The sequence below is a fragment of the Methylovirgula sp. 4M-Z18 genome (assembly GCF_037890675.1).
In the GTDB taxonomy this organism is placed as follows: domain Bacteria; phylum Pseudomonadota; class Alphaproteobacteria; order Rhizobiales; family Beijerinckiaceae; genus 4M-Z18.
Map to the genome: position 1 here is coordinate 4815576 of NZ_CP149574.1, position 13479 is coordinate 4829054.

Sequence of the window (13479 nt, forward strand, 5' to 3'; positions counted from 1 at the left end):
GATGATCGTTCTTGGCCGTACTTTCCTCGCCGCCACGCTGGTCTTTCTCTATCTGCCGATCGCGGTGATGGTGGCGATGGCCTTCAACGCCTCGCCGCTCTACACGCTGCCGATCGAGCCGACCTTCCACTGGTTTGTGGTGCTCGCCGACAATGCAGCGCTTTTGTCGGCAACCTACAATAGCCTGATGATCGCTCTGGCGACGTCGATCATCGCAACGGCGCTTGGCACGCTGGCCTCGCTCGCGCTCAACCGCCGGACTTTCAAAGGTCAGTCGCTGCTCAAAGTGCTGTTGCTGCCGCCCATTGCGATTCCGTGGTTGATCACCGGCACGGCCATGCTGGTCTTCTTCTTCTGGACCGGGATCGGCCGCGGCCTGCATGCCATGCTGATCGGCCATGTTGCCTTGGCCATCCCCTACGTCGTTCTGATCGTGGGCACCGGCATGCAGACGCTGCAGGCGGACCTCGAGGAGGCGGCGATGAGTCTTGGATCGACGCCGGTCCATGCTTTTTTCGCGGTGACGATGCCTTTGCTCGCCCCGAGTATCATCGCGGCGCTGCTCTTCGCCTTCGCGGTTTCGCTCGACCAGTTCGTGGTTTCCTATTTCCTGGCGACGCCTGGCGTCTCGACTTTGCCCGTAGAGATCTACACCTCGATCCGCAAGGGCTTCACGCCGGAGATCAACGCGATCTCCACCATCTTCCTCGGCGTCTCGGCTGTCCTCGTGCTGATCTTCGCCCAATTGTCCAATCTGGGAGGCAATCGTGATCGGCGTTGAAGTCGCTTCAATCAGCAAGGATTACGGATCCTTGCGTGTGCTGGACGGGGTGAGTACCGCCTTCAAGGCCGGCGAATTCACCAGCCTGCTCGGTCCGTCCGGATCGGGCAAGACGACTTTGCTGCGCATCATCGGCGGCTTTGTCACGCCCGACGAAGGACAGATACGCTTTGGCGGCGAAGACGTCACGCAAGTTGCGCTCTGGCAGCGCAAGGTCGGCATGGTGTTCCAATCCTATGCGTTGTTCCCGCATATGAGCGTGTACGATAACGTCATCTTCGGGCTCAATCGCCAAGGCATTCGTGGCAAGGCGGCGCGCAGCGAAGTGGCGCGGGTCTTGGAGATGGTCCACCTCACGGGGTTCGAGCAACGCAAGCCCAAACAACTCTCGGGCGGCCAACAGCAGCGTGTGGCTCTGGCGCGGGCCATCGTGACCAAGCCGCGCGTCCTTCTGCTGGACGAGCCTCTCTCGGCGCTCGACCGGCGTCTGCGCCAGGACATGCAGATCGAGCTGCGCCGTATCCAGCGCGAGAGCGGACTGACGACAATCTTCGTCACGCACGATCAAGAGGAGGCGCTTACCCTCTCCGACACAGTGGCCATTCTCGATGGGGGGCGCATCGTGCAGGAAGGCGCGCCGCTCGACATCTATGAACGCCCGCGGACCCGTTTCGCCGCGTCCTTCCTCGGGGATGCCAATTTCTTCGAGGGCACGGTGACGGGCGAGGGAATCGCAATCGCCGACGGCATATTGCGCACGGCTGACGCGCTTCCCACCGCGGGGACCAACGTCACCTTGGCGGTGCGCCCCGAGAAGATGCGCATCGTGGTGCCGGGAGAAACGAACGACGGAGAGAACACCTGTGCGGCGCGCGTGCGCGAAATCATCTATGCCGGCGCCGTGTCGACTTTCATTGCCGAGGGGCCGGGCGGCGGCGAGATCAAAATCCTGTCGCAGAATCGGGAGGTTTCGGCCATCGCGCCGGGACAGACAATCACGTTGGCCTGGTCGCCCGCCAATACCGTTCCGCTTGTCGCCTGACATGCTGAAAAGCGTCAACATTCCGCTCGAGCGCGCCTGGAACACGTGGTCCCATCGGCCGGCCGAAATGGTGTTTCTGCCGCTCGGCCTGCGACTGACGCCTATGGCTTTCGCCGCGAGCACGGGCAAGGCCTGTCTGTTCGAGCCGGGAGACGGCGTCAGGCTCGGGCGCCATGCGCTCGATGCCTCGCTGGTCGAGCTGCAGCTTGCCCATGCCGGCACAAGTCTCGACTGGCGCACCACCAAATCCGACCCCTACTGCATTTCCGGGAGCTGGCGCACGGTTGCGGCGGGCGAATGGGGACTGCGGTTTTGGATCAATCTGTGCTTTTCGGCTGAGGGCGGCGAGGTGGTTCGCTTCGATGAGGCCCAGGGTGCCGCTGTCCTTCGCGTCGGCCATCGCTTTGCCGCCCTCGTGAGCGAGGCACCGCCCGTCCAGGTCACGGGACATGTCTCGCTCGCCGCAGCGGCACAAGATTACGAAACCCACGGCTACTTCTATACCGGCTCCCGCGCCCAGGCCGCGCCGGTTCTCGCGCTGCGGTTCAACCTCGAGATGATGCGCGACAATCGGTTTGCTGTTGCCATCGCAGACCGTGAAGATCTTGCGATTGCCAAGGCCAAAACACTGCTGGTGGAACACGACAACGTGCCGCCTCCGGCTGAGGACGGCCCCGCTGTCGCGCGGGAGGCGCTGCGCGATGTCATCGCCTGGAACACGGTGTGGGACGGGATCAATCAGCGACCCTATACCGCTATCAGCCGCAATTGGGATCTCGGCAAATTCGGCGGCTTCGGGGTTTGGCTGAACGATCAGCTCTATGCGGCCCTGCTGGCGGGGGAGTTCGATGCCGGCCTCGCGGGGGAGAATCTCGCTGCCGTGTTCTCCGGGGCGACGCCGCAGGGCAATCTGGCTTGCCTGCTCACCGCGAACGACGCTTGGGTGGATCGCAGCCAGAGCCCGATCGGTGGTTTCGTGGTCTGGCAACTTTATCTGCGCCACGGCGCCCGAGCCCTGCTCGAGAATGCCTATGCGCCATTGGCGCGCAACCACGAATGGTGGTGGCGGGAGCGCGATCCGGAGCAAAGCGGCCTTGCCTCGTTCGGCACTTCGGACGTGGGCGACGGGCTCTACAAGGGCACGTCCTTCGGCGCGCGCAATGAATCGGCGATGGACAATTCGCCTATTCATGACGAGGCCCGGTACGATCCGCAAACGCGCACGCTCGACGCGTGGGATGTCGGCCTGAACAGCCTGTTGGCCCTCGACGCCGAAATGCTCGCTCTGATCGCTGCGGAACTGGGACGCAGCGGCGAAGCCGCCGCCTTTGCCACCCGCGCCGAGGCGACCAGAACGCGCATCCGCGAACTTTTGTGGGACGACACACGCGGGATCTTCGCGAACCGGCTGCGGGGCGGGGGCTTTGTGAAGAGTCTCGCCCCGACCAGCTTCTACCCGCTGCTGGCGGGGGCGGCAAGCGCGGAGCAGGCTGACCGATTGTGCAATCATCTTGACGATCCGGCCGGTTTCGGCGGGGATCCCGTTCTTCCCGGCGTGTGCCGCAACGATCCCGCCTTCGGCGACAATTCCTATTGGCGCGGGCGGATCTGGCCGCCCTTCAATTTCCTCACCTATCACGGGCTGCGCCGGTACGGGCTGGACGACCGGGCCGCGACGCTGGCGAAGCGCAGTTTCGAGCTGTTCCGATCGGTGTGGCAAAGCCGCCGGATCTGTCCCGAAAATTACAATGCCGAGACCGGCGAGCCGTTGGATCAGCCTGATACCGAGCGCTTCTACACATGGGGCGCTTTAATGGCCAAGCTTGGTGTCGCCTCCATATACGATGTCACGCCATGGCACGGCTGGCAGATTGCCAATCCCGGCAACCTGACCGAACTCGGCCCCTTCGCGAGTCCTCTTGGCCAAGTGCGCCTCGTGGGTGGGGAGGGCGCATGGAGCCTGGTCCAGGGAGCACAAACATTGTTGCAAACGGACGTCGATGGCCGGATATCACATCTCACCATTGCGCCCGGTGCGATATCGCTACTACTCCCACCCCTGACGCGCGAAAGCTTCCTTCGTTTCCCGCAGCTTAGCAACGCCGTGAACCCCAGGGTAACCGTTGACGGAGAGGCCGTGACGCCATTGGAAGAGCATGGGCTATTGATTCCCCTCGCGGTCAGGTCGCGCGCTGCAGTTTTGACCCTGCATTGGATGCCAATCCGCCCTTCATCGTGTCCGGTGCTGCCAGATATCGAATAGCGGCCCTTGCTTGATGGGCTGCATCGTCAAGAGTTCGGCGTGTAGGCGCGGATCGATCGATTCGACGATGTCGTTGTGAGCCGTCACGACAATATCGGTGGCGCGCATTTGCGCCAGAATCCTGTCCTTGTCTGAAGGGAGCTGCTGGCCGACCTCCAAAAACCAGATCTGAGGGCTTTGGATCGTGGGAAAGTAATGGTGAATCCCGGTGCCGTAGGTCAGCATCAACAACGGATGGGCCGCCGACAGGGCAACGATCGCCTTCCACTCGTCTTGCATTTGCCGCGTCGAATAGAGACCCGCCATGTCGGGCGAGGCGGTTTGATCGCGCCAGGCGCGCCAGGTATCGCGGACCTGCTCGCCGCTGCCGGTGACCGCGAGGATGACGAACACGGCGAGCAGCACTTTGCGCAGGTGCGTGCCGGCCAGGGAGCCGAGGCCGATGAGCACGCCGCCGGCCAGCAGCGGGTCGTAGATCACGTGCTGCTGCGTGGAGCCGGGCGCGACGAAGACGAACAGCACATGCAGCGCGGCGAAGAGCATGACGACGCAGCCGACGCTGTCGAAGCTGCGGGCGCGCAGCATGCGGATGCCGCTATAGGCGGCGAGCGCGAGAAGCAAGGCTGAACTGAGGATCCACCAGCCCGACCGCGTGAAGAGATATTTGGTCAGCCCCAGGCCTCCGGGGCTGAGAAATTCGACGATGTTGGACATCCCGTATCCTTTGGCGGCGTAGAACTTCGCCCCCTGGAATGGCAGGGCGGTCGCCGCCGCCGATTGCCAGCCAAACGTCAGAACCATCACGACGCCGATGACGAGATAGCTCACCGCTCCCGGCGCCAGCGCCTTGGCCAGGGCTCCGACCGAACGTTCGCTGCCTGCCGCCCACCTGGTCACAATCAGAATGGTCACCATCCCTGCAAGCGCCAGCGGCAAGGATGGTACGCTCCAGCACCCCACCGCGCAGGCAGCGAGCGCCAGATCGAGCCGATCCTCCATGACAAGGGCGAGGGCGGTCAGCGTCGACAGGAGGGCAAGCGTATAGGGAAAGTTCGGGTTCACCCACAGCAGCATGGGCGTCACGCACACAATGGCCACGAGCCAGGTCGTCGATCTCGGTAGCGGCCGCAGCAGGACCGCCCAGATCAGTGCCATCGCCACCATGGCGATGACAGTGCATGCGATCATGGGCAAGTAGCCGCGCCCGAACGCGAAGACCAGATGCTGGAGTGCGAGCGGCAGCAGGCCATAGGAATAAAATGTATCCACCCCCGGGCGAAGGCCGCTGCTCCACAGATAGTCTACGTTCAGGAGGCTGCCGCGGTCGTAGAGGACCCACAGGTCAAACGCAAACAGGATCGGCCACGACGCCATGGTGAGGAGGACGAAAAGCGTCAGTAAAAAGGGGAATAGGGGCCAATAGGAGCGAGCCTCAGCATTCGTCCGAAAGTGCATTGTCACACACCTTGCCCATTGAGCGCCCCGCCGCCAAGTCCAAACGACGTTTTCCCATTCTGAACCATAGGCGTCTTAAACTAGACCATGCGTCCGACGTATGCGCAAGTAACAGGCGCATTTGCGGCCGCTACTCTTAAGGTGTAGCCAGCGTCGATTACTATTAGGGGGCTTTCACGAAGATATAAATGGGACCGTCACGTTGACGAGTTGTCGATGATTTTGGGCCAAAAGGCGACGATGAGCCGGACGTCAAATTCCCGTTATCGGTGTCATCGCTTTCCCGCTGAGGTCATCGATCCTATCCCATTCCTTAAGTCGACGCTTCGCGCCGCACGCCGCAGAATCCTGGAAAATTTAAAACACTCAAGTCGTTTTAGCCGATTGCGAATTCGACCATCTCCTGTGCAGCCCGCCGTCTCCTGCCGACACAAGGCGCATTCATCAACACGCGACCTATCCGAAGGAAGGAATGCTACGTCTATAAGATTAAGGCCCGTCGGCTTTTTTTTAACTGCATCGATATGTGTCGATATGTAAGCTTACCGGCCATGAATAACGCTAGCTCTTCTTTCGCAGCTGGCTATCGGCCGCCTTCAGGTGTTTCCTTTACGAGCATCAGGCTGGCCCAAATCAGGGCCTGCGCCCGACTCGCTATTGCGTTAGGGCGCTTGGGTCCTGGCCGGACTGCCTTCCGAGCGCTGCGCCGGTTGCCCGGCGGAGCGGCGTTACTCAACACTATGCTGGGCTATCGGCGCGTATATCCCACACTGGACCGGGCGCAGAGCGCAGTGGCGCCCTACGCCAATCTCGGCCATCAGCATCCTGCCAACATAGCCGAGCATTTCGATCTGAACATTACGGCGCGCCCGAGCGACTACGCTGCACTGTTCTATGTTGCTCGGCTCGTGCCGGATCTAAAAGCCATTTTCGATGTGGGCGGCAGTGCCGGTAATCTTTTTTATTGTTACCAGTCCTATCTCGACTTTCGGCCCGATCTCGTCTGGACCGTCTATGATCTACCGGAACCGATCGCTCTGGGGCGCGCTCTGGCTGCAGAGCGGGGAGAAAACCGGCTTGTCTTTACTGATGATTGGCAGATGGCGAGCGGCTGCGACCTTATGTTGATTTCCGGTTCGCTGCATTATTTCGAAGAGCCACTTGCAAGCCGTCTCCTGCGCCTGCCGACGAAGCCGCGCTATATCCTGATCAACCGCACCCCCGCTGACATTTCGGCCAACAATGGGAACCGCGCAGGACGCTGGAGACTTCCAAGTCGCTTGCCTGTTGCTCAATCGCGACACGCTGATTAAGGAACTTACAGATATCGGTTACGAACTCCTCGATTACTGGTGCTGCGTCGAACTTACCTTATCCGTTCCTGCCAACCCGGATTATGATGTCGGTCCCTATTCCGGCATGTGGCTTCGGCTGTGTCCAATGGGGTAGCGACATGATTCCGCTGCAAATATTTTGTGGGTGATCTTTTGTCGAGTTGTTCGACTCAGTCCGGCCACCATCGTCCCCGATAACCGCGGCAGACAGCCCATCAAATCTTGCGGCATCCAACCGTGACGCACATTTCCATCGCACCGGGAGTCGAACATGCTGCGGCCAGCGAATGTTATTGTAAGCATCCTCTTCGTGGCTGCGATGGCCTGTATTTGGCTCGGTATCACACGACTCCGCGCGATCAGACCGACTGGGGCGTTCGACGTCAAAGTGGCCGAACAGCAATCGTTATCTCCGGCCGGCCAGTCAACGGCCTTGATCACGCTGTTTTCTCCAGTCGCGCCCCAAGGCAGCAAATTTCCGGTTCTCGTTTATTTCAGCGATTGGGACGGCACTCGAATCCAAAATCGCCGCCTGCTCGAGGACCTTGCCAGCCATGGTTTCGTGGTCGTCGCGGTGACCTATCCAAGTGCAGGCCCCGGAATGGATTTTTCCTCGCAGACGGCGTTCGACACGACACTGCGCAACGCCAATGAGCGTGTGCAGCAGCGTGTGCAGGATGCCGAGCGCGTGCTCGACTGGCTCGGCTCTTCGAATCTTTCCGGTATTGCCGACACCTCCCGTGCTGGAATTCTCGGTTATTCGTTCGGCGGCGCTGTCGCGGCAGATGCTTGTGTCACCTATCCACATTATAAAGCCGCGCTGAATATTGATGGCTGGCGTTTTGGCGAGGCCCTAAAAAGCGCCGTGTCCTGTCCCTACATGCTGATCACGGATGACGCGCCGGTCCCGGTCGAGGCTGATCTGACGGCGAAAGATCCCGTACAACGTTACTCATCTATTTTGGACTCGATGGACAATCAGAGAGAAATGGCCGATCACAACCGCCCCGACACGTACTGGGTCGTGGTCAACGGTGTTGATCACGCGGGATTTACGGAGCCGGAAAGTGGACTGCCCTCCCTGCTTCCCAGCCTTGGCGACAAAGAGCCATTTCCACGCAATCTCGAAATTCTGAGGACCTACACGTTGATTTTTTTTTCAAAATACCTGCTAGGGTCCAACCAGCAATTGTCGCAAGGACAGGACAAGGACTTTTCTAATGTCCAAGTGCTGATGCATCAGACATCAGGACACTGATCTGGCGGCAGGACAAGGTGATCTGCCCTTGGAAAATCGGATTTACTGTAGAAATTTAGACTCGATCTGAAAGGCTGTGCCTGAGAGCGGGAATACAAAACGCGGCGCGACCAATACCCTCCGTTTGGAGCGGCTTAGTACCAAAAGATGACGCGTTTCGTGTGGGTTTGATCTCGCGAACATCTGACCATGCTGATAATTGATTCATACTCACATCGGGCACGTTCCTCGACGCCAGATTTTGAGGAGGCATGTCATGCAAAAGCACGTTGACCCGGCAAAGGGCTTTGCCCCGGACAATGCCCCCCTGCTTCAGGTTTCGGCGGAGGATTTCCGCGCCAATTTCAATAAGCGTTCGTTCGAATTCCGTCATCGCTTGCAAGACACCAAACTTTTCGAGATCGACCAACTGATCGAACTGGCGGACAAAATTCTCGCGGCCGGTGCGACCGACCGGTTCGCCGCCGTCAATTATCGGCAGGCCAATGTTGGCACGAAAATCGGCACGACGCCCAATCTGGGATTGCGCGAGACCGTCTCCAAGCTTGATCAGGCGGGTTCGTGGGTGAAGCTTTCGCGCGTTCAGGATTTTGACCCCAAGTATACGGCCGTGTTCGATCAACTTCTCTTCGAAATGGAGGGGCTTCTCAACCAGCCGCTTCGGCGCGAAATCACCTGGTCCACCGTGACGATATTCCTGGCGTCCCCCAAAATCGCGACGCCCTTCCACATCGATCACGAATCGAATTTCCTTTTCCAGCTTCAGGGCGATAAGGACGTATGCTTGTTCGACCCCAACGACCGCGAGCTTGTCAACGATAAGGAAGTCGAGGCATTCTATCTCGGCAATGCGGGGGCAGCGACATACAAGGAACATTTGCAGGCGCGCGGGACGGTGTACAGACTGACCCCGGGCGACGTCGTCCATCATCCGCCGCTCGCGCCGCATTGGGTGAAAAATGGCGACAATATCTCCGTGAGCGTCAGTGTTGCTTTTGGCACGAAGCCTCTCGAGCGTGTCGCGCGCATCTACCAAGCCAATTCGCTGCTGCGGACTTTTGGTCTGGCGCCCGTGTCGCCAGGACTTTCACCGACAAAGGACAAGATCAAAGCGGCCTTTGTGTCACGTTTCGAAAACCGCAATCCGCGCAGTTACGCCGATCTCATGTTCACACCAGTAAACCGGTTACGTAAGCCAATTGAGCTCGCAAAGCGCGTGATCCGCCGGTCGGCCCAGGGGCGAGGCTCGATTAAGACCACCGTATAATGATTGCTGCGATTGCGACGACGGCTGGGAGGCTTTTCGGAAATTGACGTTGAGGTATTCCCCCGCACCGAATTTTGCGATTCACACTTTGGATGTGGACCAATAAGCCGCTCTGGACCGCCCGTTCGTACCAAGAGGCGGTAAAGACCTGACCCATTTCAGCATCTCGCTGCAATTGCAGGCATTTTGAGGGATCTGGCGGAGAGGGAGGGATTCGAACCCCCGATACAGTTGCCCGTATGCCGCATTTCGAGTGCGGTGCTTTCAACCACTCAGCCACCTCTCCTAAAGGGGTCTTGGACGGTGCCAAGATCGTGGTCGGCGCGCCGAATATCATGGCTGGCGTGGCGACACAAGCGTCAGGTGCGCGAATGTCACCCAATTCGACAGGATTGTGACGGCGCCATGCCGCGGCGGCCTTATACAAACGGTCACAAAGGGTGACCGTTGGTTCCTTGCGTCGTTTTTCGCCCTCTCACGGCGAAAGCGAAAAATGAACAGCAGTCCAAAGCGCGCTCTTTGCGACCTTTGGTATTACTTGGCCGCCTCTTGTTCGGCCGCGACGGCGTTGAGGGCCGGCATGCCGCCGTGGTAGCAGTCGAGCACCTCGTCGAGCGGCCCATTCATGATCATCTTGCCGTGATGCATCAGGATGCCGCGGTTGCAGGTGTGCTTGAGCAGCGTCTCGGAATGGGAGCCGAGCACCAGAATGCCGGCCCGCTCGACCATTTGCGAAATGCGCTGGTTGGCCTTTTCGAGAAAGGCCGTATCGCCCGCGCCGATGCCTTCGTCGATCAGCAGCACATCGGCCGAAATGGTCGTCGTGACGCCGAAGGCGAGGCGCGCCGACATGCCGGCCGAATAGGTGCGCATGGGTAGCTCGATGAAATCGCCGAGCTCGGCGAACTCGATGATCTCGTCGACGCGCGCCTCGATCTCGCGCGAGCGCATGCCAAGGGCGAGGCCGCGCAAATAGATATTCTCGCGCCCGGTCGCCTCCGTATCGAGGCCATAGCCCTGATCGAAAATGGCGCCGATCTTGCCTTCCACCTTCACCTGGCCCTGGCTCGGGTGATAGATGCCGGCCAGAACGCGCAAAAGGGTGCTCTTGCCCGAGCCGTTGTGGCCGATCAGGGCCACACGGTCGCCCTCGTTGAGCTCGAACGAGACATTGTCGAGCGCCAGCACGTTGGTGCGGCCCGCGCTGGCCATGATGCGGCCGCCGGTGCCGATCAGCGCCAGCGTGTTCTTGAGCGAGCGGGAATTGGAATTGAAGATCGGATATTCGACCCGGACCTTATCGACGACGATGCGGCTCATCTCTTTTCAGATCCTCACAGCCAATAGACGATGCGGCGGTAGGTTTTGCGGTAGCCGAGCAATGTGATCGTCCAGCCGATGACGGCCATGACGATGAGATAGATCCAAGTGGCCGTCGTCGGCAGCGTGCCAAGGCATGGGCTGCGCAGCACGTCCATCATACGGTAGAACGGGTTGGCCTGAACCAATAGGATCATCCAGCTCAAGCCGCGGTCCGCCAACTTGCTTTCGATCAGTTCGACTTTCCAGATGATCGGCGTGGCGAAATAGGCGAGTTGGACGACGCTGGAAATCACCGTGCCAAGATCGCGGAAGCGCGAGGAGACGCTGGCGATCGCCAGCCCCATCCACATGCCGTTGACGATCAGCAGGATGAAGGACGGCACAAGGCAGAGCAGGGACAGCCAAGTGTAATTGTGCCGATTCAGAGCAAGCTGGAGGATGATGAGCGGCACCACATTGTGGCCGAACAGAATGATCTGCTGCAGCACGAATTTGAAATAATGCGCGCTGAGCGGCAGGCGCACGTTCCTGGCGACGCCGGTCGAGCCGACGAAGGCCATCTGGCTGTCGGTGATGAAGCTGCTCATCAGCGTCCAGATGATCTGTCCCGCCGCGATATAGGGCAGGTAGTCGCGCAAGTCCTGCCCGAACAGCACCGCGAACAGGAAAGCCTGGCCGACGATGGTGATCGACATGGAAATCGTGATCCAGAACGGCCCCAAAACGGACCGCTTGTAGCGCTGCTTCACTTCGTGCCAAGCATAATGGGCCCAATATTCGACGTGCTTGACGCCGGCCGCAAGGTCCCGCATGCCGCCATCGCGGAGGGAATCAAAACTCATTTAGTCGAGGTCCATCACTGGTCGGACTGAAGGTCGAGGGAGCGAGGATGTCGGCCGAATGCCGATCCAAGTCAAGTCCCGCTTGCCTATACAAAGTGGCGGCAATCGGGCACAACCGCCTCATCTTTTAGGTTCATGGAACCGATTATGGGCTTTTTGCGTATTTATCTGCGCGTCTTGGGCTTGCTGCGGCCGGTCGCCCCCCTGGCCGTGGTGCTGGTGCTCGCCAATCTGGTCCTCACTGCCACGCAGTTCGCTGTTCCGGCTTTGTTCGGTGCTATCGTGAACCAGATTACGGCGGCGCAGGTCGCTGGCGCGCCCATCGGCTGGTCCGACCTTCTGCCGAAAATCCTTGCCTGGGCCGGCGCCGGCCTTTTCACCATCGCCGCCGGCGTCCTCGTCGCCATGCATGCCGACCGCCTCGCGCATCGGCGCCGCCTCGCCGTCATGGCCGCCTATTTCGACCACGTGCTGCAATTGCCCTTGAGCTTTCACACCAGCGTCCATTCGGGGCGGTTGATGAAAGTCATGCTGGAAGGCACCAACAGCGTATGGGGCCTCTGGCTGTCGTTCTTCCGCGAGAACAGCGCCTCGTTTGCTGCGCTGCTGGTGCTGCTGCCGGCCATCGTGTACTGGAACTGGCGGCTCGGCGGCCTGTTGCTGGTGCTGGTCGTCATCTTCGGCGTGCTGATGGTCTTCATCATCCGCCGGACCGAGAGCCTGCAGGGGCAAGTCGAGAAATATCACGCCAACCTCGCCGAGCGCGCTTCCGACGTGCTCGGCAACGTGCCGATCATCCAGAGCTTCACGCGCATCGATCTCGAGACGCGCGAGCTGGGGCAGATCATGCGGGCGCTGCTCACCGCGCAGATCCCGGTCCTGTCCTGGTGGGCCGCCGCGACCGTGGTGACCAAGGCCTCAGCGACGATCGCCACGATTGCGATTTTCGTTACCGGCTTCTGGCTCTATCTCGCCCATGAGACGACCATTGGCGAGATCATCGCCTATATGAGCTTCGCCGCCATGCTCACCGACCGGCTCGACCAGGTCGTCGGCTTCACCAACGTCCTGTTTTTGCAGACGCCGAAATTGCAGCAGTTCTTCGAGGTGCTCGACACGGCATCAAACGTGCGCGACCGGCCCCATGCCGTCGACCCGGGCACGCTCGCCGGCAACATCCGATTCGAGGACGTCACCTTTTCCTACGATACCCGCCGCAAGGCGGTCGATCGCGTGAGCTTTGCCGCGGCGGCGGGCGAGACGATCGCGCTCGTCGGCGCGACCGGCTCCGGCAAGACGACGACGCTCGGCCTGCTGCACCGGGTGTTCGACCCGCAAGCGGGGCGGATCACCATCGACGGCATGGACGTCCGCGACATGAAACTCGCCAGCTTGCGCCGCAACATCGGCGTCGTGTTCCAGGAGCCAATGCTGTTCGCCCGCACCATCGAGGAGAATTTGCGGGTGGGCAACCCGGACGCGACCGACGCGCAGCTTCGCACGGCGCTGGAGCTGGCGCAGGCGGCGGAGTTTGTCGCCCGCCAGCCGGATGGGCTCAACACAATCATCGGCGAGCGCGGCCGCTCGCTCTCAGGCGGCGAACGTCAGCGCCTCGCCATTGCCCGCACGCTCCTGAAGGATCCGCCGATCCTGATCTTCGACGAAGCGACCGCCGCGCTCGATGCGATCACCGAAAAGCAATTGCAGGCGGCGCTGGAGATGGCGACCAAGGGCCGCACCACCTTCGTCATCGCCCATCGGCTGGCAACCATCCGCAACGCCTCGCGCATCCTGGTCTTGGAGGCGGGGCGGGTGGTGGAAAACGGCACGTTCGACGAACTCATCGCCCAAAACGGCCGGTTCGCCACGCTCGCCCGGGCGCAGTTCATGGTCGGGGATATTGTGTGAGCAGCC

10 protein-coding genes and 1 tRNA gene are annotated in these 13479 nt (G+C 60.6%); 7 read left to right on the forward strand and 4 right to left on the reverse strand.

What is annotated here, in order from left to right; genetic code table 11:
• Position 1: 1 nt before the first annotated feature.
• The 3 genes from V9T28_RS22310 to V9T28_RS22320 are packed head-to-tail and all read left to right on the forward strand — an operon-like array spanning position 2 to position 4086.
• Positions 2-781: an ABC transporter permease gene (locus tag V9T28_RS22310; RefSeq protein WP_116401305.1), complete on the forward strand. Its 780-nt coding sequence runs from the start codon at positions 2-4 to the stop codon at positions 779-781.
• Positions 768-1823, forward strand: a complete 1056-nt coding sequence (locus tag V9T28_RS22315) for an ABC transporter ATP-binding protein (protein WP_116401306.1) — start codon at positions 768-770, stop codon at positions 1821-1823. The genes V9T28_RS22310 and V9T28_RS22315 overlap by 14 nt, the downstream gene beginning before the upstream one ends.
• A gap of 1 nt (position 1824) precedes the next feature.
• Positions 1825-4086: an MGH1-like glycoside hydrolase domain-containing protein gene (locus tag V9T28_RS22320; RefSeq protein WP_116401307.1), complete on the forward strand. Its 2262-nt coding sequence runs from the start codon at positions 1825-1827 to the stop codon at positions 4084-4086.
• On the opposite strand, the gene V9T28_RS22325 is transcribed toward V9T28_RS22320, so the two are convergent.
• Positions 4054-5541 carry a hypothetical protein gene (locus V9T28_RS22325; protein WP_116401308.1) on the reverse strand — a complete coding sequence of 496 codons (1488 nt, stop codon included), beginning with the start codon at positions 5539-5541 and terminating at the stop codon, positions 4054-4056. The two genes, V9T28_RS22320 and V9T28_RS22325, sit on opposite strands and share 33 nt — an antisense overlap.
• A gap of 791 nt (positions 5542-6332) precedes the next feature.
• On the opposite strand from V9T28_RS22325, the gene V9T28_RS22330 reads away from it, so the two are divergent.
• The 3 genes from V9T28_RS22330 (at position 6333) to V9T28_RS22340 (ending at position 9400) form a co-directional block, all read left to right on the forward strand.
• Positions 6333-6854 (forward strand): methyltransferase, TIGR04325 family, encoded by a 522-nt coding sequence (locus tag V9T28_RS22330; RefSeq protein ID WP_245424123.1) that lies wholly within the window; start codon positions 6333-6335, stop codon positions 6852-6854.
• Between the two features lie 292 nt (positions 6855-7146).
• A complete protein-coding gene (locus V9T28_RS22335) occupies positions 7147-8133 on the forward strand; it encodes an alpha/beta hydrolase family protein (RefSeq protein ID WP_116401310.1) in 987 nt (328 codons plus the stop codon).
• A gap of 256 nt (positions 8134-8389) precedes the next feature.
• Positions 8390-9400 carry a cupin-like domain-containing protein gene (locus V9T28_RS22340; protein WP_116401311.1) on the forward strand — a complete coding sequence of 337 codons (1011 nt, stop codon included), beginning with the start codon at positions 8390-8392 and terminating at the stop codon, positions 9398-9400.
• A 196-nt stretch (positions 9401-9596) separates the two neighbouring features.
• Here V9T28_RS22340 and V9T28_RS22345 read toward each other — a convergent pair.
• From V9T28_RS22345 to V9T28_RS22355, 3 genes are all read right to left on the reverse strand, one after another.
• A tRNA-Ser gene (locus V9T28_RS22345) sits at positions 9597-9686 on the reverse strand.
• A gap of 248 nt (positions 9687-9934) precedes the next feature.
• The gene (locus V9T28_RS22350) at positions 9935-10720 is read right to left on the reverse strand and encodes an ABC transporter ATP-binding protein (RefSeq protein WP_116401312.1); all 786 of its coding nucleotides are present in this window, start codon (positions 10718-10720) and stop codon (positions 9935-9937) included.
• Between the two features lie 14 nt (positions 10721-10734).
• A complete protein-coding gene (locus V9T28_RS22355; RefSeq protein ID WP_116401313.1) occupies positions 10735-11565 on the reverse strand; it encodes an ABC transporter permease in 831 nt (276 codons plus the stop codon).
• Between the two features lie 147 nt (positions 11566-11712).
• On the opposite strand from V9T28_RS22355, the gene V9T28_RS22360 reads away from it, so the two are divergent.
• A complete protein-coding gene (locus V9T28_RS22360) occupies positions 11713-13473 on the forward strand; it encodes a glucan ABC transporter ATP-binding protein/ permease (protein ID WP_116401314.1) in 1761 nt (586 codons plus the stop codon).
• The last annotated feature ends 6 nt before the right edge of the window (positions 13474-13479 follow it).